Below are 22,880 nucleotides of genomic sequence, written 5' to 3'. Positions count from 1 at the left end.
ACAGATCCGGATTCCGACCCGGCTTCGGCGAGGTCGGCAGACCTATTCGGAGCAAGGCTGTTGCGTGGACGACCGGTTTCCTGGCCCGAGGAAGCACGAAACGTTCGCGGCCCTTGGTTTAGTTTGAACTGAGGGAGACTGTGGATTCATGCGACTCAACGACGAGGATCGCGCCGTTCTGCGACATCTGGCCGACCAAGGTCCCCTGATCATCGATCGGGCGGTGGCTTGGTGCGCCATCAACTCCGGCAGCCGGCATCTGGCCGGGCTGGAGCGCCAGCGGCAAGTTTTGCTCGAAGCCTTCGGAAATCTGCCGGCCGCGCCGACCGATATCCCGCTGGGCGCCTCGCCCGAGGTCGGGTCCGACGGTCGGGTCGGCGAGCAAGCCCACCCGGCGGCCATCGCCGTGGTCGTGCGGCCCGAGGCGCCGGTCCAGGTCGTGCTGACGGGGCACTACGATACCGTCTATCCCGAGACCTCCGGCTTTCGGACCGTGACCACGCGTCCGGACGGCGCCCTGCACGGGCCGGGGATCGCCGACATGAAGGGCGGCATCTCGGTGATGTTGGCGGCGTTGGAGGCGTTCGAGCGCCATCCGCTGGCCCACAACGTCGGCTATCGCGTGCTGCTCTCGCCGGACGAGGAGATCGGCTCGGTCGCCTCGGCCCCGATCCTCGCCGAGTTCGCCCGGCAGGGGCATGTGGGCCTGACCTATGAGCCGGCCTTGGCCGACGGAGCCCTGGCCAGCGCTCGCAAGGGCTCGGGCAATTTCCACATCGCGGTTCATGGCAAGGCCGCCCACGCCGGGCGCGACTTCGCCGCCGGCCGCAACGCGGTGATGGAGGCCGCGCGGATCGCCCAGGCCCTGCACGCCTTGAACGGGCTGCGCGACGGCGTGACCTGCAACATCGCCAAGATCGATGGCGGCTCGCCGTTGAACATGGTGCCCGACGTGGCCGTGGTTCGCTTCAACGTCCGTTTCCCGGCCGCCGAAGACGCCGCCTGGTTCGAGGACGAGGTCGCCAAGATCGTCGCCTCGACAGGCGAGGGGCTGCACGCGCACCTGCATGGCCGCATCACCCGTGGCGCCAAACCCTTCAACGCCGCCCAGCAACGGCTGTTCGGCGCTGTGAAGGAAGCCGGCGCTCTGCTCGGACAGGACATCGCCTGGAAGCCGTCCGGCGGGGTCTGCGAAGGTAACAACCTATTCGCCTCGGGCCTGCCCAATGTCGACACCCTGGGGGTGCGCGGCGGTGACATCCACAGCGAGGCCGAGCACGCCTGGCCCGACAGTTTCGTCGAGCGCGCCCAGCTGTCGGCCCTGATCCTGATGAAACTAGCCAGCGGCGAGATCGACGGTCCCGCCTTGCGCGCCGCCATGACCGACCTCGCGGAGACCGTTTGAGCATGCTCGTTGTTCGTCCCGCGATGCCCGCCGACTTCGACAGCCTGATGGAACTGGCCGTGCTGTCGGGCCGGGGCTTCACCAGCCTGCCGGAGGACGAGCAGACCCTGCGCGCCCGTCTGAACCTGTCCCAGGCCAGCTTCCATTCCGAGGTCGCCGCGCCCGAGGCCTGGTACACCCTGATGCTCGAGGACCTGGCCGAAGGCGACGTCGTCGGCGTGGCCGGGGTCAAGGCGGGCGTGGGTCTGAAGCGCCCGCATTTCTCGTTCCGCGTCGTGACCTTGGCGCAGTCTTCTCCCACCTTGGACAAGCGTTTCGACCACCGGGCCCTGGTGCTGGTCAACGAGTGCGCCGGCTGGTCGGAGGTCGGTTCGCTGTTCCTCAAGCCCGAGCGCCGCAAGGGCGGGGCGGGGCGGCTGCTGGCCCAGTCGCGCTACATGCTGATCGGCCTGGAGCCGCAGCGCTTCGCCGAGATGGTGCTGGCCGAGCTGCGCGGCTGGTTCGACGACGACGGCAGCTGTCCGTTCTGGGACCACGTGGCCAGCAAGTTCTTCCGGCTGGAGTTCGACGAGGCCGACCGGATGAGCGCCTCGACCGACGGCCAGTTCATCCTGGACCTGGCGCCGCGCCATCCGATCTATGCCGAACTGCTGCCCCAGGCGGCCTCCGAGACCATCGGCCGGGTGCACCGCGAAGGCGAGGCGGCGCGGGCCATGCTGGAGACTGAAGGCTTCCGGTTCTCGGGCCTGATCGACATCTTCGACGCCGGCCCGACGGTGGCGGCGCGGCGCGACGACATCAAGACGGTGCGCGAGGGGCGTCGGCTTCGGGTGCGACTGGGCGAGGACGCCTATGGCGAGGAGGCGTTGATCGCCTCGGGCGCGGTGGCTCGCTTCCGGGCGGTGCGCGCGCCGGTGCTGGTCGATGGCGAGAGCGCGATCATCGGACGGGACGCCGCGGCGGCCCTGGGCGTCAAGGATGGCGAAATGGTGCGGGTGAAGGCATGAGCGGCGGCGTGTTCATCGAGGGCGTCTGGCGGGCTGGCGTGGGGCCGGAAGCCCATTCGGTCGATCCGACCACCGGCGAGGTGATCTGGCGTCAGGCGACGGCGGGTCCGGCCGACGTGGTGGCGGCGGTCGCGGCGGCGCGCAAGGCCTTCCCGGCCTGGGCCGACCTGCCGCGTGAAGAGCGGATCGCCGTGCTGCGACGCTACAAGGACGCGCTGGTCGCTCGTACGGCGACCTTCGCCGAGGCCCTGAGCCGCGAAACGGGCAAGGCGCTGTGGGAAACCAAGGCCGAGCTGGGCTCGATGGCCGGCAAGGTCGAGGCCTCGATCAAGGCTTATGACGAACGCACCGGCGAGCACGCCAGCGACATGGCGTTCGGCCGAGCCGTGCTGCGCCATCGTCCGCATGGCGTGATGGCGGTGCTGGGGCCGTTCAACTTTCCGGGCCATCTGCCCAACGGCCATATCGTGCCGGCGCTGCTGGCTGGCGACACGGTGGTGTTCAAGCCCTCGGAAGAGACGCCCCTGGCTGGCCAGTTACTGGTCGAAGCCCTTGAAGAGGCGGGCGTTCCGGCCGGCGTCGTCAACCTGGTCCAGGGCGGCCGCGAGGTTGGTCAGGCCTTGATCGATCAGGAGATCGACGGCCTGCTGTTCACCGGCTCGGCCGCCGCCGGAGCGTTCTTCCGACGTCACTTCGCCGATCGACCGGACGTGATCCTGGCTCTGGAACTGGGCGGCAACAATCCGCTGGTGGTCTGGGACGCCGGCGACGCCGAGGCCATCGCGGCCCTGGTCGTACAGTCGGCCTTCATCACCACCGGCCAGCGCTGTTCCTGCGCCCGACGGCTGATCGTGTCGGACGACGCGGCGGGACAGGCGGTGATCGACGCCGTGACGGCCCTGTCCGAGCGCCTGGTCATCGGTCCGTGGAATGGCCGCGAGGAACCCTTCATGGGGCCGCTGATCTCGGATCGCGCCGCCGCCATGGCCCTGTCCGGCGCCAAGGCCATGCCCGGCAAGACCGTGCGCGCCATGACCGCCGTCGCGGGGCTGAGCGGCGCCTTCGTGTCGCCGGGCCTGGTCGACGTGACGGGCGAGAGCGTGCCAGACGAGGAGTTGTTCGCACCGCTGCTGCAGGTGCGCCGGGTCGGCTCGTTCGACGAGGCGATCGCCGCCGCCAACGCCACGCGCTACGGCCTTTCGGCCGGACTTATCTCCAACGAAACAAGCCATTGGGATCACTTCCTGAAGCGGATCCGAGCTGGCGTCGTCAACTGGAACCGGCCGACCACCGGCGCGGCCGGGACCATGCCGTTCGGCGGTCTGGGCAGCTCGGGCAACCATCGGCCCAGCGCCTATTACGCGGCCGACTATTGCGCCTATCCGGTGGCCAGTTTCGAGGCGCAGGGCGTGGTCAATACCTTGGGCGACATCAAGGGCTTGCGGGAATGATCTCCGGCGCGGTCGAGGCCAATTGCGACGGCCTGGTCGGGCCGACCCATTCCTATGTCGGCCTGTCGCCGGGCAATATCGCCAGCCAGACCAACGCCGGTGAGGCCTCCAACCCGCGCGCCGCGGTGCTGGAGGGCCTGACCAAGATGCGCAAGCTGGCCGACTGGGGCGTGCCGCAGTTCGTGCTGCCGCCGCACGAGCGGCCGGATCTGGCCTTGTTGCGATCGATCGGCTTTTCGGGTTCGGACGCCCAGGTGCTGGAAAAGGCCTGGAAGGACGCGCCGGCCCTGGCGGCCGCCGCCTGTTCCGCCTCGCCGATGTGGGCCGCCAACGCCGCCACGGTCACGCCCAGCGCCGACACCACCGACGGTCGCGTGCACTTCACCCCGGCCAACCTGCTGACCAATCTGCACCGCAGCCTGGAGGGCGAGCAGACCGCCCGCAGCCTGCGTCGACTGTTTCCCGATCGCGATCGGTTCGCCGTTCATGATCCGCTGCCAGCCCAGCCGCACTTCGCTGATGAGGGGGCGGCCAACCATGTCCGGCTCTGCGCCGACCATGGCGAGGCTGGGGTCAACCTGTTCGTCTGGGGACGCGAGGCGTGGGAACGCTGGGAAGGCCGCTATCCGGCCCGCCAGACCCGCGAAGCCTTCGAAGCGGTCGAGCGCCGCCACGGCGCGGGGCGGGGTGTCTTCGCCCGCCAGGGACGGGCGGCGATCAATGGCGGCGCCTTTCACAACGACGTGGTCTGCGTCGGCACGCGCGAGTGCCTGCTGTTCCACGAGCGCGCCTTTGAGGACCGCGCGGCGATGGAAGCCGACGTCCGCCGGGCCGCCGAAGGCCTCTTCGAACCGGCCTTCGTCGAGATCAGCGAGGCTGACTTGCCGATGGAAGACCTGGTGAAGAGCTATCTCTTCAACTCCCAACTCCTCGTCCTGCCAGGCGAAGACCGCTTGGTGTTGCTGGCGCCTGGTGAAACCCGCGACAACCCGCGGGCCCACGCCGCGGCTCAAGCCCTGGCCAGTTCGAACGGGCCGATTGGACGGGTGGAATATGTCGATGTCCGTCAGAGCATGCGCAATGGCGGTGGTCCGGCCTGCCTGAGGCTGCGGGTGGTGCTGACGCAAGCCGAACTGGCGGCGACCAATCCCGGCCAGCGGTTCGACGCGACCTTGCATCAACGTCTGGACGCCTGGGCCGAGCATCGCTACCGCGACCGTCTGGCTCCGGTCGATCTCGCCGATCCGGCGTTGATCGTCGAAGGCCGTGAGGCGCTGGACGAGTTGACGGCGATCCTCGGCCTTGGCGGTGACTTCTATCCATTCCAGCGCGCCGCTTAGGGGCGAGGGCTAGCCGCGCAGCATCGCCAGGGCGTGGGGGAAGCGGCGTGACAACGGCGCCTCGACCGCGCCCAGTTCGATCGCGTAGTCGCCCGAACCCTCCGGGCGCAGACCGGTCACACGGGCCGGATTGACCAGCCACGAGCGATGAGTGCGCACGAAGCGATGCTCGGCCATCTGGGTTTCCAGGGCGCTGAGCGACGAGCGCATCAGCGGCCGCCGGCCATCGGCCAGCAGGAACTCGGCGTAGTTTCCGGCCGAACGCACGGCCAGGATTTCGGACACCGGAACGCGGACCAGCCGGGCGCCGTCGCGGATGTCGAAGCTGGCCGCGCCCGGCGTTGCTTGGGCCTGGGCGGCGGCCTCGTGGGCGCTGCGTCTCAGGGACAGGTAGTAGATGATCGAGGCCAGGCCATAGGCCATCAGATCCTTGCGGAACTCGTAGGGAAACTCCGTCGACAGCGGCCCGAAGTGATACGGCCCGCCCATGAAGGCCAGATAGGCCAGCTTGCGTAACGCCACGAAGCCCGAGACGTGCAGCACCGAATAGAGCACGACCGCCACGAGGTGGACGGGAACCGCCTGCCACCAGCGCGGCGCCGCGCGGGTGGTCCAGACGGCGACCGACGCGGGGATCGCAAAGATCGTCATCGTCACCAACGCGCTGCTGCCTTCCCAGATCGTCGGACCCAGTACACCGAGGCGCGGGGCGTCGTGACGGAGGGTCAAGACATTGACCACGGCGATGCAGGCGATCAGGCAGACGCCCAGCAGCCAGGCGCGTCCCAGGCCCTGTCGCTCTTCGCCGCTCAGCCCGAATAGCGCGCCGTTCGTCCCTGTCGGTTTTCCGTTCGTCCCTGCCGGCGGCCGCTGGTCCCCGGGCTCTTGGCCCCCGGCGGCGGTCCGGGTCACGACGGTCGCATCGTTTTTCAAGCCGGACGCCTCGTCATGCCTTTGCCTGCTTCGATTTCTGACCGCCGATACGACCTGGACTGGATTCGGGTCGGCGCTTTCTTCCTGCTGATTCTGTATCACGTCGGCATGTTCTATGTGCCCTGGGACTGGCACGTGAAGACGCCGCATCCGGTCGAGGCGCTTGAGCCGGTCATGCTGCTGACCAATCCGTGGCGCCTGACACTTCTGTTCCTGGTCTCGGGCGCGGCGACGCGGTTCATGTCGGACAAGACCACGGTCGGAAAGCTGACGGGCGCTCGGGTGGCCAGGCTGCTGCCGCCGCTGCTGTTCGCGATGCTCGTGATCGTGCCGCCCCAGTCGTACTATCAGATGGTCGAGCACATCGCTCGCCATCCGGGTACGTCGCTGACCGTCGACAATTTCTGGATCCGGTACGCCACCGCGTCGGGACGTTGGTGCACCCCCGACGGCTGCCTGATCACCCCGACCTGGAACCACATGTGGTTCGTCGCCTATCTGCTCCTCTACACCTTGGTGCTGGCCGGCCTGCTGCTGGTGTGGAAGCGCCTGGGCGAGCACCTGCAGGCCGGCGCCGAGCGCGCCTTGAGAGGCCTCGGCCTGATTGTCTGGCCCATCCTGTTTCTCGGCGTGCTGCGTGGCACGCTCTATGTTCGCTATGGCGAGACCCATGCCTTGGTCGGCGACCACTATGTGCACGCGGTGTCGTTCTCGGCTTTCCTACTGGGCTTCGGCTTGGCCAAGTCGGAGACTTTGCGGGAGCGCCTGACCGCCGCGCGCTGGCCGGCGTTGACCCTGGCCATCGCCGCCTATGCCGCCTGGGCGGCCTATGTCTGGACCTATCGGGGCGACACGCCGGTTCCCGCGCCGGCGCTGAAGTTGGTCATGCGCTTCGTCCAGGCGACCGACGCCTGGTGCGCCATCGTCGCCATCCTGGGTTTCGGCGCCAAGCATCTGAACCACGGCGGGTCGGCGCTGCGCTACCTGACCCTGGGCGTGTTCCCGTTCTACCTGATCCACCAGACCCTGATCGTGGTGATGGCGCACCATCTGGCCAAGCTGGGTCTGCCCCAGCCCCTGGAGGCCCTGATCCTGATCACCCTGACCTTCGCCGGCTGTTTCGCGACCTACGAGTTGGTGCGCCGCATACCAGGCGTGCGGATCCTGTTCGGCCTGAAAGGTCAGCCGCCAGCGGAGGCCAGCCGTCCGCCGGCTTTCGCGTAGGCTTGGGTGCCGGCGGTGATCACCCGGTCACCGCCGGTGATCTCGGCGATGCCGAGGTCGCTGGCGCCCGCGAGACGGTCGTACAGCGGGGCGAAGTCGCGCAGCGTCACCTCCTGCAGCGTCTGGATCGACGGAATGACGAAATAGGCCTGCTGGAAATCGTCGATCCGATAGGGGGTGCGCATCACCCGCTCCAGGTCGAAGCCGATGCGGTTGGGGGAGGGATCGTCGAGGGCGAAGATCGACTCCGTGCGCGAGGAGACGATGCCGGCGCCGTAGATCCGCAACCCGGCCGCCGTTTCCATCAGGCCGAACTCGACCGTGTACCAGTAGAGGCGGGCCAGATTGCTCAATCGGCCCAGGCTCAGCGCTCGCCGGCCTCCCTCGCCATAGGCCTGCATGTAGTCGGCGAAGGTGGGGTCGGTCAGCATCGGCACGTGGCCGAAGACATCGTGGAAGATGTCCGGTTCCTGCAGGTAGTCCAACTCGTGCGGCTTGCGGATGAACTGGCCGGCCGGGAAGCGGCGGTTGGCCAGGTGGTCGAAGAACACGTCGTCGGGCACCAGGCCTGGCACGGCCACCACGCTCCAGCCGGTCAGGCGCTGAAGCTCCTCGTTGATCCGCTTGAAGTCAGGAATGCCCGAGCGATGCAGGTCCAGGGCGTCGAGCCCGCGCAGGAACTCGTCGCAGGCCCGACCCGGCAGCAGGGCGGTCTGCCGCTCGTAAAGAGTGATCCAGACGTCGTGCTCGGCCTGGGTGTAGTTGTCCCAGCCCTGGTCGATCGTCCAATCGGCGGCCGCGCCGGGAGGCGGGCCGCTGCTAAAACCGTCTGCGCTCATGAAGCGACGTTACGCCCGGCGCGCTGCAAAATTCATTCGAACTTTGCGCGCAACCCGGTGTTCGCCGAATAGACCTTGCGCCTAGTGCGAGATCCGGGGGCGAAGCTTGTAGGCGCCGTGATCGAAGCTCTCGAAGATCACCGCCGTCTGGGGGTGACCCACGGGCTCGCCGGTCTCGTCAGCCAGCAGGTTTTGCTCGGAGACGTAAGCGACATAGGTGTTGTCGTCGTTCTCGGCCAGCAGGTGGTAGAACGGCTGGTCCTTGGTCGGCCGGATGTCCTCGGGAATGGAGTTCCACCATTCCTCGGTGTTGGCGAACACGGGGTCGACGTCGAACACCACGCCCCGGAACGGGAAGACACGGTGCTTGACCACTTGGCCGATCGCGAATTTGGCGAGTCTCGGATTCATGTCGAGCAGCCTACACCAGTCTCCTGACCAGAACCTGAACGTAGAGTTCCGTCGTCGGATAACAAGGCGAGGCCTTTCAGCGCGGGAATCTCGCCGCTATGCTCGCTCTCGAAGTGAGGCGGTTCGGCATGAATCGCCTGCGAGACAAGGTGGAAAGACCATGTCGGAGGCGCCGAGAGCGCCCGGCGCGCCTCAGCCTTCGGGTTCGGGCCGGCGCCGGCCGCCAGGCGAGCAGTCGTGCTATGCGGCGCTCGACCTGGGTACGAACAACTGCCGCCTGCTGGTGGCGACGCCTTCACCGCGCGGCTTCCGCGTCGTCGAGGCCTATTCCCGCATCGTCCGGTTGGGCGAGGGGCTTTCCCAGACAGGGCAGCTATCTGACGAGGCGATGGACCGCTCGATGGCGGCCCTGAAGGTCTGCGCCGAAAAGATCCGGCGCCGAAAGGTGCTCCGCGTGAAGGCCGTCGCGACCCAGGCCTGCCGGGGTGCGACCAATGGCCCCGACTTCGTGCGTCGGGTCGCCGAGGAGACCGGCCTGCGCCTCCAGATCATCACGCCGAAGGAAGAGGCCCAGCTGTCGGTGGCCGGCTGCATGAGCCTGTTCGACCGTGAGGCCGAGGCAGCTCTGGTGGTCGATGTGGGCGGTGGTTCGACCGAGCTTTCATGGGTAGATCTCAAGGGCGGCGGCCTGGACAGCAAGCCGCGCCAGTTCGCCGCCTGGAAGCTGCCGATCAAGGCGTGGCTGTCGATCCCTATCGGCGTGGTCACCCTGGCTGAACGCTTTCCCGAGGGCGAGCGGGTGGAGGAGGGCTGGTTCCGGGCCATGGTCGATGCGGTCAAGGCGCAGATCGAGGCCTTCCCGCACGCCGAACCGATGCGCCAGCTGTTCGAGAGTGACCGCGCCCACATGGTCGGCACGTCCGGCGCTATCACCAGCCTGGCTGGCTTGCACCTGGGCTTGCCGCGCTATGATCGCAACATCGTCGACGGGCTGTGGATGCAGCGCCACGAGTGCGAGGCGGCGGCCGATCGCCTGCTGACCCTGACCGCCAAGGAGCGGGCTCTGGAGCCATGTATCGGCGCTGATCGCGCCGATCTGGTGCTGGCTGGGGCGGCGATTCTTCAGGCTGTTCAGGAGCTTTGGCCGTGTTCTCGCGTGCGTGTCGCCGATCGGGGGCTTAGAGAAGGTCTTCTGATGTCCCTGATGTCCGATCAGCAGAAGAAGCCGCGCCGGCGTCGGCGAGGCGGCTCTGGTCGGTCGTCCCGCCCCGCAACGGTGAACGCATGAACGACGAACCTCCCCGCAAGCGCATGGTCAAGCCGCCGGCCGGCGGCAACGAGAGCGGCCGCGCCAAGCCGGCGCGCCTGAAGACCGCCTTCGGTCGCACGCCCTCGCAGCAGGCCTGGCTGGAGCGGCAGATCAACGATCCGTTCTCGGCCAAGGCCCGCGCGCTGGGCTATCGCAGCCGCGCGGCCTTCAAGATCAGCGAGATCGACGACAAGTATCGGTTCTTCAAGAAGAACGCGAAGGTCATCGACCTGGGCTGCGCGCCTGGCGGTTGGCTGCAGATGGCGACCGAGCGCGGCGTGACCGACATCGTCGGCGTCGACCTGCTGCCGGTCGATCCGGTGGCCCCGGCCCACATTCTGGAGATGGACTTCACCGATCCGGCCTGTCCGCCCAAGATGCTGGAGTTGCTGGGCGGCGCGCCGGATCTGGTGATGTCGGACATGGCGCCGAACACCGTCGGTCACCGCGAGACCGACCACTTGCGCATCGTGGGCTTGATCGAAATCGGCGCGGACTTCGCGATCGAGGTCCTGAAGCCCGGCGGCGCCTTCGTGGCCAAGGCGTTCCAGGGCGGTGAAACAGCCGAGGTGATCGCGCGGCTGAAGAAGCATTTCGACAAGGTCGTCCATTTCAAACCCAAGGCCAGCCGCAGCGACAGCTCCGAGGTGTTCCTGGTGGCGACGGGATTCAAAGGACGCTAACTCGGCGGTCGTGCGTCAATGGTCGAGCTGGTGATCCGATGGGCGTATCTTAAGTAGAGTTTTCAATCCTGACGCTCACGACTTGTGTTTGAATAATCTTTTGGTTGTGATTTCGGGATTTATTTGAATAATTTCACATTTGAAACTCTTGCGGCGACGGTCGTGAAGGCGTGAGCATTCGTTCGCGTGCTTCGTGCGCTGTTTCGAGAGGCTTCCAGATGTCCAAGTCCCTGAGTGTCGCCATCGCGCTCGCCATCGGCCTGTCGGCCGTCTCCAGCGGGGCGTTCGCCGCGCCTTGCAAGGACGCCAAGGGCAAGTTCACCAAGTGTCCCGCCACGGCGCCGGCCAAGCCCACCAAATGCAAGGACGCCAAGGGCAAGTTCGCCAAGTGCGGCACGCCCGGCGCGAAGCCAGTCGGCTAGGGTCCTTCGGCGACGCCGGAGGCTTTCGGCGTCGCCCCCTCCCATTGGGAGTCGATCGTCACCATTTTGTGCGGCCAATCGGGTCGACATACCTGCCTCCGGTAGGTATACGCGGCTCGCAAAATGGAGACTCCAATGGAGATTCGCGAAGGGCTCACCTTCGACGACGTTTTGCTCGAACCCGGTCCGTCAGACGTCATGCCCACCCAGGTGACGACCGAGACCAAGTTCACGCGTGAAATCAGTCTGAACATCCCGCTCGTGTCCGCGGCCATGGACACGGTCACTGAAAGCCGCCTCGCCATCGCCATGGCTCAGGCCGGCGGCATGGGCATCCTGCACCGCAATCTGACGGTGGACGAACAGGCTGACCACGTGCGCGAAGTGAAGCGTTACGAAAGCGGCATGGTCATCAATCCGCTGACCATCAATCCCGATACGACCCTGGCGGAAGTTCGCGAGATCACCGCGCGGCGCAAGATTTCGGGCTTCCCCGTGGTCGAGAAGAAGACCGGCAAGCTGGTCGGCATCCTGACCAACCGCGACATGCGCTTCGAGGGCGACGACAAGGTCCCGGCTTCGGCGATCATGACTCGCGAGAACCTGATCACGGTCGGCGAGGGCGTCGATCACCGCGAGGCGCGCGAACTGCTGCGCAAGCACAAGATCGAACGCCTGATCGTCGTCGACGACGCCTATCGCGCCGTCGGCCTGATCACCGTCAAGGACATCGAGAAGGCCCAGGCTCACCCCCTGGCCGCCAAGGACGACAAGGGCCGACTGCTGGTCGGCGCGGCCTCGACCGTCGGCGACGCCGGCTTCGAGCGGTCGATGGGCCTGGTGGACGCCGGCGTCGACGTCGTGGTCATCGACACCGCTCACGGCCACTCCAGCCAGGTCACCCAAGCGGTCGCCCGCCTGAAGCGCGAAGCCAATCGCGTGCAGATCGTGGCCGGCAACATCGCCACCTACGACGCCGCCCGCGCCCTGATCGACGCCGGCGCCGATGCGGTGAAGGTCGGCATCGGTCCTGGCAGCATCTGCACCACCCGCATCGTCGCTGGCGTGGGCGTGCCGCAGTTGACCGCGATCGCCGAAGCGGTCCGCGCGGCCCGCGAGAGCGGTACGCCGGTCATCGCCGATGGTGGCATCAAGTACTCGGGCGACCTGGCCAAGGCCATCGCCGCCGGGGCCTCGACCGCCATGATGGGCTCGATGTTCGCCGGTACGGAAGAAGCGCCAGGCGAGGTGTTCCTGTACCAGGGGCGCTCGTACAAGAGCTATCGCGGCATGGGGTCGGTGGGCGCCATGGCCCGCGGCTCAGCCGACCGCTACTTCCAGAAGGACATCACCGACAGCTTCAAGCTGGTGCCGGAAGGCATTGAAGGACAAACGCCTTTCAAGGGACCGATCGCCCCGGTGCTGCACCAGTTGGTCGGCGGTCTGCGGGCGGCGATGGGTTATGTCGGCGCGCCCGACATCCTTGAGTTCCAAAAGCGGGCCCGCTTCGTGCGGATCACCGGCGCCGGTCTGCGTGAGAGCCACGTCCACGACGTGATGATCACCCGGGAAGCGCCGAACTATCCGAGCGCGGTCTAGCGCCGTGCGGATGGCGTTCGAACTTCAGATGCTGGCGGCGGCCGTGGTCATCGGCCTCGTTCACCTGTTCTGGGCGGCCGCGGCCGCCCAGCCGCAGCGTGGTCTGAAGTGGAACGCCGGTCCGCGCGACACGCCGATCGAACTGACGGGCGTGGCGGGGCGTCTGCAACGCGCCTTCGCCAATTTCCGCGAGACCTTCCCATTCTTCGCCGCCGCCGTGCTGGTCGCCTATCTCGGCGGCCGGCTCGGGACGCTCACCGCTTATGGGGCCGCGCTCTATGTCGGCGCGCGGGCGGTCTACATCTTTCTCTATGCCTTCGGCGTGCCGTTCGTTCGGTCGCTGGTCTGGCTCGTCTCCCTGATCGGCATAGGCCTGATCCTGGCGGCGTTGGTGATCTGAAAGCACAATGCGCGACGGCGGCAGACTAGCAGCGGCGATCGAGGTTCTTACCGAGATCGAGACGCGTCATTTTCCCGTACGGATGGCGCTGAAGCGCTGGGGCGAGAGCGCGCGCTACGCGGGCTCGAAGGACCGCGCCTTCGTGTCGGGCCTGGCGCTGGACGCCCTTCGCCGCAAGCGTTCGCTGGGCTGGATGATGGGCGACGACAGCGCGCGGGACGTGGTGCTGGGTGTGCTGGCCTTTGACTGGAAGTGGTCTCTGGATCGCATCGCCGAAGCCACTGGCGAAGAGCATGGCCCGGGCGCCCTGACCGACGCCGAGCGTGATCGGCTGGCGTCGCCGCGATCGTTGGCTGACGCGCCGGGGCCGGTGGCTGGCGACTATGCCGACTGGATGCTGCCGCATCTGGCCCGGGCGTTGGGCGCCGATCATACGGCGGAAATGGTCGCCCTGGCCGAGCGCGCGCCGGTCGATCTGCGTATCAATCTGCTGAAGACCGACGTCGAGCGTGGCGCCAAGGCCGTTGCGCTAATCGGAGCGGAGCCGGCCGGCGTTCTGGACACCGCCTTCCGCATTCCCGCGCCCGGCGCCGCCGACCGTACGCCGTCGGTCGAGGCCGTGCCGGCCTTCTCCAAGGGCTGGTTCGAGGTTCAGGACTTGGGCTCGCAGATCGCCTCGGCCCTGGCCGGTCCGATCAAGGGCAAGCAGGTGCTGGACTTCTGCGCCGGGGGCGGGGGCAAGACCCTGGCCCTGGCCGCCGCCATGGGCAACAGCGGTCAGATCTACGCCCACGACAGCGACGCTCGCCGCCTGGCCGACACCATTCGGCGCGGCCAGAGGGCAGGGGTGCGCAACCTGCAGATCCGCTCGCCGATCGAGGGCGAGCCGCTGAAGGGTCTGGAAGGCAAGCTGGACCTGGTGTTCGTCGACGCCCCCTGCACCGGCTCGGGCACCTGGCGCCGCCACCCCGACGCCAAGTGGCGTCTATCGCCCGACCAACTGGCCAAGCGCCAGATCGAACAGGACGCCGTGCTGGCCGACGCCGCGGACTTCGTGAAGCCGGGCGGCCGCCTGATCTACGTCACCTGCTCGCTGCTGACCGAGGAGAACGAGGACCGCGTGGCGGCTTTCGTCGAGCGCCATCCGGGTTTCTCGGTCAAGCCGATCGCCCTGGCCGGCGTCGAGCAGCATGTGACTCCCGAAGGCTATCTGCGCCTGACCCCCCATCGCGCCGGGACCGACGGCTTCTTCGCCGCCGTGATCGAGCGCGGGTCTTACGCGCCCTGAACAAGATTGCTCCCGACAGGGAGATCGACCCGAACCGACGATGCTGGAGAGCCTCTACCGATGACGACCGAAACCCACCACCAGCGCGTTCTGATCGTCGATTTCGGCAGCCAGGTAACCCAACTGATCGCGCGCCGGGTGCGCGAGGCCGGCGTCTATTGCGAGATCCATCCGTTCGACAAGGCCGAGGCCATGGTCGACGACTACGCCCCTAGCGCCATCATCCTGTCGGGCGGCCCGGCCAGCGTGCTGGAAGCCGATAGCCCGCGCATCGGCACCAAGCTCTTCGACCTGGGCGTGCCGATGCTGTGCGTCTGCTACGGCGAGCAACTGCTGTGCGACGTGTTGGGCGGCAAGGTCGAGGGCGGCCACGCCGGCGAGTTCGGCCGCGCCGAGCTGACCATCGGCAAGGATAGCCCGCTGTTCCAGGGCCTGGCCGGGATCGGCGAGCTGGAAACCGTCTGGATGAGCCACGGCGACCGCGTCACCGCCATCCCCGAAGGCTTCGAGGTGATCGCCACCTCGACCGGCGCGCCGTTCGCCGCCATCGCCAACGACGCCCGCAAGATCTATGGCGTGCAGTTTCACCCCGAGGTCGTGCACACGATCAACGGCTCGAAGATCTACCGCAACTTCCTGTTCAACATCGCCGGTCTGACCGGCGATTGGACCATGGCCTCGTTCCGCCAGGAGATGGTCCAGAAGATCCGCGCCCAGGTCGGCGACGGCAAGGTGATCTGCGGCCTGTCGGGCGGGGTCGACAGCTCGGTGGCCGCCGTCCTGATCCACGAGGCGATCGGCGACCAGCTGACCTGCGTGTTCGTCGACACCGGCCTGCTGCGCAAGAACGAGGCCGACCAAGTCGTCACCCTGTTCCGCGACCACTACAACATCCCGCTGATCCATGTGGACGCCGGCGCGGAATTCCTAGGGGCCTTGGCGGACGTCAGCGATCCGGAGACCAAGCGCAAGATCATCGGCGGCAAGTTCATCGACATCTTCGATCGCGAGGCCGCCAAGATCGACGGCGCCGACTTCCTGGCCCAGGGCACGCTCTATCCGGACGTGGTCGAAAGCGTCTCGGCGCGCGGCGGCCCCTCGGCGGTGATCAAGAGTCACCACAATGTCGGCGGCTTACCCGACTTCATGAAACTGAAGCTGGTCGAGCCGCTGCGCGAACTGTTCAAGGACGAGGTCCGCGCCCTGGGCGTCGAGCTGGGCCTGGCCCCGGCCTTCGTCGGTCGCCACCCGTTCCCCGGCCCGGGCCTGGCCATCCGCATCCCCGGCGACATCACGCCCGAGAAGGTCAAGGTCCTGCAGGACGCCGACGCCATCTACCTCGAAGAGATCCGCAACGCCGGCCTCTACGACAAGATCTGGCAGGCCTTCGCCGTGCTGCTGCCGGTGAAGACCGTCGGCGTGATGGGTGACGCCCGCACCTACGAGAATGTCCTGGCCCTGCGCGCGGTGACGTCGACCGACGGCATGACCGCTGACTTCTTCGAATTCCCCTGGGACGTCCTGGGCAAGACCGCTACCCGGATCATCAACGAGGTCCGCGGCGTCAACCGCGTAGTCTACGACGTGACCTCCAAGCCGCCTGGCACGATCGAATGGGAGTGAATTTGCCAACTTAGCACGGACGGTTACTCACTCCGATGCCCATTCCTGAGTGGTGATCCAAGATCTGCTTCCGGTCGAGCTGGCTGTTGAGTGAGCGCGGATCACGACCCTGACCTTCGACCGCGAAACCCTGCCCGCGTCGCCTCCGGCTCGCTAGCCGCTTGAGAACCGTCTCCCAGCCCCCATGACAAGGTTGGGAGGCGGTTCTGGGTCTCGACCGGAGTCCACACGCTAACGGCGCTTCCAGTATCGGGGCGCCAGACCAGGCATGCCCCCAGATGGGTGTGATCGGAGCCTCCGGCCCACGGCCGTTGGCGTCCATTTGGACCTGAATTTTTGCCCGTAGAGCTCGCCTCCGGGCTGGGGCTTGGCCCCACGACTTCTAGACCCGAGCCGCCATGCGGAAGGCCGGCTTTCGGATTGGCTTCGCGCTTCACGAGGTCACCAAGCCGTTCTCGCACCCGAGACCATCCACCCGCGATTAACGGCGTGAGCGGAAGATCGGCGGCGTCACGGCTTGCTTGTTCATTTTGGTATAGTCCAGATAACGTTTTCGGTTTGGAGCCGCGCCAACGGCGTCTCCAGGCTTCCTCGCATCGACACACGCCGTGATATTGGCGTCGCAAGCATTTCGGCGAGCGTTTTTCTCCGACGATTGATGAAGTCGCGCCAGGCATAGGCGTTGCCCGTGCGTGAAAATCCAGTCTGTGCTGAACGTCCGGAGAGGTTGAACCCGCAGGTCGCCCGCTTTCCATGAAGGAGAGCTGGTAACTCCCGATCTGGTTGGCCGTCGTCCATGACTCGAAGCACTGCCGGGGTTCGGAGCGGGCAGGCGAATTCCCGCATCATGGACGGGAACTGTCACGCAGGTGTCGTCGCGACCTGCTTTAAGCGCCTTGGTCCATACCAGTTGGGGCAGGGGAACACTCATGTCGAAGCAATATTCCGTTCGGGCCGTGCGCCCGAACCTCAAGAACCTTTTGCTGGCCACCGTTTCGGTGCTGGTCGTCGGCGCTCATTCGTCGGTGGCCCTGGCCCAGCAGGCCTCTGGCGACGCGGTCGACGAAATCGTCGTCACCGGCTACCGCAAGTCGCTAAGCGACGCGCGCGACATCAAGCGGGATTCGGTCATCCAGAAGGACGCGATCGTCGCCGAGGACATGGCGAAGTTCCCGGAACTGAACCTGGCTGAATCGCTGCAGCGCCTGCCGGGCGTGCAGATCACCCGCGAGGCGGGCGAGGGCCGGCGCATCTCGCTGCGGGGCCTGGGTCCCGATTTCGCCCGCGTGCAGCTGAACGGCATGGAAGTGCTGGGCAACGTCGACTCCGCGCAGGACAGCCGCGGCCAGCGTTCGCGCGACCGCGCCTTCGATTTCAACATCTTCGCCTCGGAACTATTCTCGAAGGTCGAGGTCGAGAAGACCTTCCAGGCGGCCCAGAACGAGGGCGGCATGGCCGGCACGGTCGGGCTGTTCACCGGCAAGCCCTTCGACTACGCGCCGGGCGCCAAGGGGGCGGTGTCTCTCAAGCTGGGCACCAACCAATACACCAAGGACGAACAGCCGCGCGTCGCCGCGCTGTACAGCTACAACTGGGACAACAGGTTCGGCGCGGCGGTCTCGATCGCCTATTCCAAGCGCGAGACCACCGAGCAGGGCCACAACACCTACAACTACGACCAGCCCGATGCTGATCGGTTGCAGGAGATGGTCGACGACGGCCTGGACATCTCGCACCTGAGCGCGGCGCAGCGAACCAAGTTCCTCTCCGGGGACCTGGTCTTCGCCGACGGCAACCGCCTGTCGTCCTGGGACTCGAAGATGGAACGCCTGGGCGTGACGACCGCGCTGCAGTGGAAGCCGGTCGACAACCTGCTGCTGACGCTGGATGGGCTGTACGGCCAGTTCACCACCCACCGCGACGAAATGCACCTGGCCACGCGCCCCCTCAACTCGGACGGCTCCATCGCGTTCGACGCTCCGGCCGGCGGTGTCTGGCCGGCCGCCTTCCAGAAAGGCTCGGTCATCAACGATCTGGCTTGGGACAGAGACAACTACGTCACCAAGACCGACGTCACTGGCACGACCTTCGGCAGCGAGCATCGCCGCTCGCTGAACAAGAACCGCTTCAATCAGCTGGCCCTGACCGGCAAATGGGACGCGACCGATCGCCTGTCGATCGACGGGCACGTCGGCTATGAGAAGTCGACCTACAAGACGCCCTACGACGACAAGTTCTACATGCGCGCCAAGGGCAACCTGATCGCCAACTACGGCGCCGACGGCCAGTCGGCTTCGTTCCAATATCCGGGCTGGGATCCGACCAACCCGGCCAACTACGCCATGGATTCGTTCTACTACCGCGGCTTCAACAACCAGTCGGAGCTGAAGGAGGGCGTGCTGAACCTCCACTACAAGCTGACCGACGTGTTCACGCTGCGCGCCGGGGTGGCCTATCACCGCTTCGCGCAGGGCGGCATGGACGTGTTCTATGACGACAACGTCAACGGAACCAAGTCCAAGACCCAGGGCACAGCCGTTGGCGACATCACCTCGGTGTTCACCAACAGCTTCGGTTCATGGCTGGTCGGCGACTACCCCAAGGGCTTCGCGAAGTACCACGAGTACCACCGGTTCGGCCCCAACACCGACGGCACGGGCGGGGCGCTGCAGGACATCGAGAACGTCTACAACACCACCGAAAAGACCATTTCCGAGTATGCGCAGGTGGACTGGGACAGCCAGCTGTTCGGCAAGCGCTTCCGCGGCAACATCGGCCTGCGCGGCTACCAGACCGACACCCACAGCACCGGCTGGATCCAGGGCGACAGCTACGCCTATCTGGGCACGACCGACGTGAAGGGCAGTTATGACGGCGTGCTACCCGCCCTGAACACGGTGCTGGAGCTGACGCCGGAGGTGCTGGTGCGCTTCGCGGCCACGCAGAACGTCAACCGCCCGGGACTGGGTTCGATGGCCGCCGAGGGCAGCGCGTTCAAGGATCCGGACAACGGCGAGATCACCGCCTCGCGCGGCAATCCGGACCTCAAGCCCTACAAGGACACCACGCTGGACTTCTCGCTGGAATACTATTTCGGCAAGGTCGGCCTGCTGTCGGCCAGCGTGTTCCAGAAGAACATCAAGAACTTCATCGGCTCGGAAACCCTCCACGATGTGCCCTTCAGCCAGACGGGCGTCCCGTTCGGCACCATCCCGGGCGCGACGGCCAACACCATCGTCACCGAATTCTCGATGCCGGTGAACGTCGAGGGCAAGACCAAGCTGACCGGCGTCGAACTGGCCGCCCAGACCCAGTTCTCGTTCCTGCCGGCGCCGTTCGACAACCTGGGCGCCGTCGCGAACTACACCTATGTGGACGCGGACGAGGCGCTTACCGGCATCTCCAAGACCAGCTACAATATCTCGCTCTACTACGAGACCGATCGGTGGGGCCTGCGGGGCTCGCTGAACCACCGCACGCGCTGGTATACCGGCCATAGCGACGACGTCATGAGCGCCGATACGCGAGGCTTCGAAGGGTCCACCTATGTGGACGCCGCGGCGTTCTACAACATCACTGAGAAGCTCCAGATCTCGCTGGATGGGATCAATCTGACCAACCAGAAGGACACGCAGTTCTGGGGTCAGAACCGGTACCTCTACAACCAGACCCAGAGCGGCCGGACCTACATGATGGGTCTCAGCTACAAGTTCTAAGACGATCCCAGGTCAGGCGCCCTTCTTCCCGCGGAGGAGGGGCGCCTTTTCCGTGTGTCTGGAAACATGATCATTTCTCACAGCCACCGTTTCATCTTCGCCGCGGTGCCCAAGACCGGCACCCATTCCGTGCGCCAGGCCCTGCGTGAGCAGCTGGGCGACGGGGACATCGAGCAGGTGGGGCTGTTCGTCGACAAGCGCTTCCCGTGGGCGGATCTGGCGGCGATCCGGCACGGTCACCTGTCTCTGCGGCAGGTGCGTCCTTACCTCGGCGAGGAAGCCTTCGGCGGCTATTACAAGTTCGCCTTCGTGCGCAATCCGTTCGACCGCTTCGTGTCCTACTGCGCCTTCATGCTGCGGGGCGGCGACGACTTCCAGCAACGGCCGCGCGAGGTGATGCGCCATTTCCTGTTCGGAGAGCCGCCGGAGCACCACATCCTTTTTCAGCCGCAAGCGTCTCTGCTGGTGGATGGAGACGGCAAGACCCTGCTGGTCGATGGGATCGGTCATGTCGAGGGCATGCAGGCGTCGTATGATGCGATCTGCGCGCGCATCGGTATTCCCTCCCGCTCGCTCGACCGCGTCAACGGCACCCAACGCGGCGACTATCGTCGCTACTACGACCAGGCCCTGATCGACGGCGTCGCCACGCGCTACGCCCAGGACCTGGACCTGTTCGGCTACACCTTCGAAGGCTTGGGATGAGCGCAAACCCCCTCGAACCCGCCGGCAATCCCCGCAAGACCACGACCGTCCGCGAGCTCGGTTCGGTCGACATCACCGCGTTGCGGACAGCCGTGCTGGCGATCCCCGAGGCGGTCTGGGAGGCGGAGGACGCCGGCAAACCCAACAGATTCGAGGCGCTGGGCGGGACGCGCCACATCGTCTTTCGCTTCATCGACAGTCCCCGCGACTGGCGCGGTTCGCACGATCGCGCGGCCTGGCCCCAATGGCGCGGCTTGCTGGAACCGGTGCTGGCGCAGGCCGTCCGCGACTACTGCTACGCGCGTGGGGTGTTCCCACGAGTGATGCTGGCCAGGATGCCGTCTGGCGGGGTGATCCACCCGCACGTCGACGCCAATCCGGCGGCGAAGTGGCCGCACAAGATCCATGTGCCGCTGACGACCAACCCCGGGGTGGTGTCCTTCTTCGGTGGCGAGGAGCGCTATTTTCCGCCCGGCGAGGCGGTGGAGGTCAACAATCTCGGCCCGCACTGGGTGCGCAATGGCGGCGACATCGACCGCGTGCACCTGATCTTCGAATACTACGACGCCGATCAGCCGGAGCCGGACTGGCTGGAGCCCTTTCTGCTGGCTGGCGCGGCGCGATGAGCGATCGCGACGCCTTGCTGCGGGAGGCCAGGGACCTGCGCGTCGACCAACGCGTCCAGGAAGCGCTAGCGGCGCTAGCGCGGCTGGAAGCGCTACATCCCCGTTTCAGCCAGCTCCACCAGGAGCGCGGCCACTGTCATGTCCTGCTGGGAGAGGCGGAGGCGGCCGTCGCGGCGCTGCGGGAGGCGGTGCGCCTCAATCCGACTCTGCCGGCTAGCTGGGACATGCTGGAGCAGCTTCATCGCATGGTCGGGGACACCGCCCAGGCGGTCGCGGCGGCGCAACACCTGGCCGTGTTGAGGCAGCTGCCTTCCGAGGTGGTGGTGGCCAACAGTCTGTTCGCCGACGGCGATTTACAGCCGGCGGAGGAGGTCATCCGGGACTATCTAAGTAGGGACGGCGGCAACGTGGGCGCCCTGCGCCTGCTGGCGCGCATCCGCCAGGAACGTGGCGATCTCGACGAGGCCGAAGCGGTGCTGGAAGCGGTGCTCGATCGCGCGCCGGACTACCACGCCGCCCGTCTCGACTACGCCATGCTGCTCTTGCAACGGCAAAAGCACCGCCAGGCGCGAGAGGAGGCCGAGCGCTTGCTCGCGCACGACCCGGACAACCGCCAATACCTCAAGCAGTACGGCGCGGCCTGCATCGGCCTGGGTGACCACGAGCCGGTGATCGATCTCTATGAGCGGCTGCTAGCCGGCCAAACTCAGTCGGAAACGGAAGTCGCCGACCTGCGCCTGTGGCGGGCGAACGCCTTGAAGATCACCGGCCGGCAAGTGGAAGCCATCGCCGACTATCGCGCCTCCCTGGTGGCCCGGCAGGACAACGGCGTGGCCTGGTTCAGCCTCGCCAACCTCAAGACCTATCGCTTCAACGACGATGAGATCGCGCGCATGCGCGTCGCGGAAGCTCGCCCCGACCTCCAGGACATGGACCGTGTCTATCTGTGTTTCGCCTTGGGCAAGGCGCTGGAGGACCAGGGCGACTATGAGCTCTCGTGGCGATACTACGAGCGCGGCAATGCCGTACGGCGCGCCTCCAGCCGCTATCGCTCGGAAGTCGCGGAAGCCTGCGTTCAGCGACTGAAACAGGTCTTCACCGCTGAGTTCTTCGCCGCGCGCGCCGACTGGGGTGTGGCCGACCCAGCGCCGATCTTCGTCCTGGGGCTGCCGCGTTCGGGCTCGACGCTGATCGAGCAGATTCTGGCCTCCCATTCCCAGGTGGAGGGCACGCAGGAGCTGACCGAGATCGGCCGCTACGCCGGCGAGCTCTGCGGTCGCGATCCGGGCTGCGGCCTGCCGTCGGACCCCGAGACCTTGCTGAGCCTGACGGCCGAGCAGGCTCGCTTGCTGGGCGAGCGTTTCCTGGCCGAAACCCGCACCTATCGCAGGTGGGGCCGGCCGTTCTTCGTCGACAAGATGCCGAACAATTTCTGGCACATCGGCCTGATCCAGCTGATCCTGCCCCGGGCGACGATCATCGACGTGCGGCGTGAGCCGATGGGGTGCTGCTTCAGCAATCTCAAGCAGTTGTTCGGCACGACCAACCAGGAATTCACCTACGGCGTCGAGGACGTCGCCCGCCACTATCGCGCCTATCTCGACCTGATGCGGCACTGGGATGATGTGCTGCCGGGGCGGGTGCTAAGGGTGTCATACGAAGACGTCGTCGAGGATCTGAAAGGCGGCGTGCGGCGCATGCTGGACCGTTGCGGACTGGCCTTCGAGCCGGCCTGCCTGGCCTTCCACGAAACCCGACGCAGCGTGCGCACGCCTAGTTCCGAACAGGTGCGCCAGCCCCTCGGTCGGGAGGGTCTCACCCAGTGGCGACACTACGCGCCTTGGCTCGGCGCCTTGCGCGATACGCTGGGCGACGCCTTGACCGGCTACAGGGCCTGAC

At 66.6% G+C, this 22,880-nt stretch carries 19 protein-coding genes; 16 read left to right on the top strand and 3 right to left on the bottom strand.

The window, feature by feature from the left end; all coding sequences use genetic code 11:
* The first annotated feature begins 148 nt into the window (after window positions 1-148).
* From G3M62_RS12845 to astB, 4 genes are read left to right on the top strand one after another with little or no spacing between them, the layout of a single operon-like run.
* Window positions 149-1,405 (top strand): hydrolase, encoded by a 1,257-nt coding sequence (locus G3M62_RS12845; protein ID WP_165187565.1) that lies wholly within the window; start codon window positions 149-151, stop codon window positions 1,403-1,405.
* Window positions 1,406-1,407: 2 nt separating this feature from the next.
* Complete coding sequence (locus tag G3M62_RS12840; protein ID WP_165187563.1) at window positions 1,408-2,412, top strand: arginine N-succinyltransferase; 1,005 nt, start codon at window positions 1,408-1,410, stop codon at window positions 2,410-2,412.
* A complete protein-coding gene (gene astD / locus G3M62_RS12835; protein ID WP_165187561.1) occupies window positions 2,409-3,863 on the top strand; it encodes a succinylglutamate-semialdehyde dehydrogenase in 1,455 nt (484 codons plus the stop codon). Before G3M62_RS12840 ends, astD begins: the two co-directional genes overlap by 4 nt.
* Window positions 3,860-5,203, top strand: coding sequence for an N-succinylarginine dihydrolase (astB, locus tag G3M62_RS12830; RefSeq protein ID WP_165187559.1), 1,344 nt, complete (start codon window positions 3,860-3,862; stop codon window positions 5,201-5,203). The genes astD and astB overlap by 4 nt, the downstream gene beginning before the upstream one ends.
* Before the next feature lie 9 nt (window positions 5,204-5,212).
* Here the strand turns inward: astB and G3M62_RS12825 are convergent, their stop codons facing one another.
* Window positions 5,213-6,136, bottom strand: a complete 924-nt coding sequence (locus tag G3M62_RS12825) for a LytTR family DNA-binding domain-containing protein (protein ID WP_165187557.1) — start codon at window positions 6,134-6,136, stop codon at window positions 5,213-5,215.
* A gap of 15 nt (window positions 6,137-6,151) precedes the next feature.
* On the opposite strand from G3M62_RS12825, the gene G3M62_RS12820 reads away from it, so the two are divergent.
* The gene (locus tag G3M62_RS12820) at window positions 6,152-7,360 is read left to right on the top strand and encodes an acyltransferase family protein (protein ID WP_165187555.1); all 1,209 of its coding nucleotides are present in this window, start codon (window positions 6,152-6,154) and stop codon (window positions 7,358-7,360) included.
* On the opposite strand, the gene phhA is transcribed toward G3M62_RS12820, so the two are convergent.
* Together phhA and hspQ are read right to left on the bottom strand one after the other, a co-directional pair.
* Window positions 7,318-8,199, bottom strand: a complete 882-nt coding sequence (gene phhA / locus G3M62_RS12815) for a phenylalanine 4-monooxygenase (protein ID WP_165187553.1) — start codon at window positions 8,197-8,199, stop codon at window positions 7,318-7,320. The two genes, G3M62_RS12820 and phhA, sit on opposite strands and share 43 nt — an antisense overlap.
* 81 nt (window positions 8,200-8,280) lie before the next feature.
* A complete protein-coding gene (hspQ, locus tag G3M62_RS12810; RefSeq protein WP_165187551.1) occupies window positions 8,281-8,610 on the bottom strand; it encodes a heat shock protein HspQ in 330 nt (109 codons plus the stop codon).
* A 160-nt stretch (window positions 8,611-8,770) separates the two neighbouring features.
* On the opposite strand from hspQ, the gene G3M62_RS12805 reads away from it, so the two are divergent.
* The 11 genes from G3M62_RS12805 (at window position 8,771) to G3M62_RS12755 (ending at window position 22,879) form a co-directional block, all read left to right on the top strand.
* Window positions 8,771-9,898: a Ppx/GppA phosphatase family protein gene (locus tag G3M62_RS12805; RefSeq protein WP_165187549.1), complete on the top strand. Its 1,128-nt coding sequence runs from the start codon at window positions 8,771-8,773 to the stop codon at window positions 9,896-9,898.
* Window positions 9,895-10,602, top strand: coding sequence for an RlmE family RNA methyltransferase (locus G3M62_RS12800; protein WP_165187548.1), 708 nt, complete (start codon window positions 9,895-9,897; stop codon window positions 10,600-10,602). The genes G3M62_RS12805 and G3M62_RS12800 overlap by 4 nt, the downstream gene beginning before the upstream one ends.
* A gap of 218 nt (window positions 10,603-10,820) precedes the next feature.
* Window positions 10,821-11,024: a hypothetical protein gene (locus G3M62_RS12795; protein ID WP_165187546.1), complete on the top strand. Its 204-nt coding sequence runs from the start codon at window positions 10,821-10,823 to the stop codon at window positions 11,022-11,024.
* Between the two features lie 135 nt (window positions 11,025-11,159).
* Window positions 11,160-12,623: an IMP dehydrogenase gene (guaB, locus tag G3M62_RS12790; RefSeq protein ID WP_165187544.1), complete on the top strand. Its 1,464-nt coding sequence runs from the start codon at window positions 11,160-11,162 to the stop codon at window positions 12,621-12,623.
* Window positions 12,624-12,627: 4 nt separating this feature from the next.
* Window positions 12,628-13,023, top strand: coding sequence for an MAPEG family protein (locus G3M62_RS12785; RefSeq protein WP_165187542.1), 396 nt, complete (start codon window positions 12,628-12,630; stop codon window positions 13,021-13,023).
* Between the two features lie 7 nt (window positions 13,024-13,030).
* Window positions 13,031-14,311: an RsmB/NOP family class I SAM-dependent RNA methyltransferase gene (locus G3M62_RS12780; RefSeq protein ID WP_165187541.1), complete on the top strand. Its 1,281-nt coding sequence runs from the start codon at window positions 13,031-13,033 to the stop codon at window positions 14,309-14,311.
* A gap of 60 nt (window positions 14,312-14,371) precedes the next feature.
* Window positions 14,372-15,934 (top strand): glutamine-hydrolyzing GMP synthase, encoded by a 1,563-nt coding sequence (guaA, locus tag G3M62_RS12775; RefSeq protein WP_165187539.1) that lies wholly within the window; start codon window positions 14,372-14,374, stop codon window positions 15,932-15,934.
* 929 nt (window positions 15,935-16,863) lie between these two features.
* On the top strand, window positions 16,864-19,650 hold the full coding sequence (locus G3M62_RS12770; protein ID WP_165187537.1) for a TonB-dependent receptor: 2,787 nt from the start codon (window positions 16,864-16,866) through the stop codon (window positions 19,648-19,650).
* A gap of 66 nt (window positions 19,651-19,716) precedes the next feature.
* Window positions 19,717-20,355 carry a sulfotransferase family 2 domain-containing protein gene (locus G3M62_RS12765; RefSeq protein ID WP_165187535.1) on the top strand — a complete coding sequence of 213 codons (639 nt, stop codon included), beginning with the start codon at window positions 19,717-19,719 and terminating at the stop codon, window positions 20,353-20,355.
* A complete protein-coding gene (locus G3M62_RS12760) occupies window positions 20,352-20,981 on the top strand; it encodes an aspartyl/asparaginyl beta-hydroxylase domain-containing protein (protein WP_165187534.1) in 630 nt (209 codons plus the stop codon). Before G3M62_RS12765 ends, G3M62_RS12760 begins: the two co-directional genes overlap by 4 nt.
* Window positions 20,978-22,879: a tetratricopeptide repeat-containing sulfotransferase family protein gene (locus G3M62_RS12755; RefSeq protein WP_165187532.1), complete on the top strand. Its 1,902-nt coding sequence runs from the start codon at window positions 20,978-20,980 to the stop codon at window positions 22,877-22,879. Before G3M62_RS12760 ends, G3M62_RS12755 begins: the two co-directional genes overlap by 4 nt.
* Window position 22,880 lies beyond the last annotated feature (1 nt).

This window comes from Caulobacter soli (assembly GCF_011045195.1).
In the GTDB taxonomy this organism is placed as follows: Bacteria; Pseudomonadota; Alphaproteobacteria; order Caulobacterales; family Caulobacteraceae; genus Caulobacter; species Caulobacter soli.
Note: the sequence above shows the minus strand (reverse complement) of the source record. Positions and strands in the feature narration are given on the sequence as shown.

Bases quoted from the DNA above. Each gene is read 5' to 3' on its own strand.
- G3M62_RS12845 (WP_165187565.1), top strand. From the start codon at position 149: ATGCGACTCAACGACGAGGATCGCGCCGTTCTGCGACATCTGGCCGAC.
- G3M62_RS12840 (WP_165187563.1), top strand. From the start codon at position 1,408: ATGCTCGTTGTTCGTCCCGCGATGCCCGCCGACTTCGACAGCCTGATG.
- astD (WP_165187561.1), top strand. From the start codon at position 2,409: ATGAGCGGCGGCGTGTTCATCGAGGGCGTCTGGCGGGCTGGCGTGGGG.
- astB (WP_165187559.1), top strand. From the start codon at position 3,860: ATGATCTCCGGCGCGGTCGAGGCCAATTGCGACGGCCTGGTCGGGCCG.
- G3M62_RS12820 (WP_165187555.1), top strand. From the start codon at position 6,152: ATGCCTTTGCCTGCTTCGATTTCTGACCGCCGATACGACCTGGACTGG.
- phhA (WP_165187553.1), bottom strand. From the start codon at position 8,199: ATGAGCGCAGACGGTTTTAGCAGCGGCCCGCCTCCCGGCGCGGCCGCC.
- hspQ (WP_165187551.1), bottom strand. From the start codon at position 8,610: ATGAATCCGAGACTCGCCAAATTCGCGATCGGCCAAGTGGTCAAGCAC.
- G3M62_RS12805 (WP_165187549.1), top strand. From the start codon at position 8,771: ATGTCGGAGGCGCCGAGAGCGCCCGGCGCGCCTCAGCCTTCGGGTTCG.
- G3M62_RS12800 (WP_165187548.1), top strand. From the start codon at position 9,895: ATGAACGACGAACCTCCCCGCAAGCGCATGGTCAAGCCGCCGGCCGGC.
- G3M62_RS12795 (WP_165187546.1), top strand. From the start codon at position 10,821: ATGTCCAAGTCCCTGAGTGTCGCCATCGCGCTCGCCATCGGCCTGTCG.
- guaB (WP_165187544.1), top strand. From the start codon at position 11,160: ATGGAGATTCGCGAAGGGCTCACCTTCGACGACGTTTTGCTCGAACCC.
- G3M62_RS12780 (WP_165187541.1), top strand. From the start codon at position 13,031: ATGCGCGACGGCGGCAGACTAGCAGCGGCGATCGAGGTTCTTACCGAG.
- guaA (WP_165187539.1), top strand. From the start codon at position 14,372: ATGACGACCGAAACCCACCACCAGCGCGTTCTGATCGTCGATTTCGGC.
- G3M62_RS12770 (WP_165187537.1), top strand. From the start codon at position 16,864: ATGTCGAAGCAATATTCCGTTCGGGCCGTGCGCCCGAACCTCAAGAAC.
- G3M62_RS12765 (WP_165187535.1), top strand. From the start codon at position 19,717: ATGATCATTTCTCACAGCCACCGTTTCATCTTCGCCGCGGTGCCCAAG.
- G3M62_RS12760 (WP_165187534.1), top strand. From the start codon at position 20,352: ATGAGCGCAAACCCCCTCGAACCCGCCGGCAATCCCCGCAAGACCACG.
- G3M62_RS12755 (WP_165187532.1), top strand. From the start codon at position 20,978: ATGAGCGATCGCGACGCCTTGCTGCGGGAGGCCAGGGACCTGCGCGTC.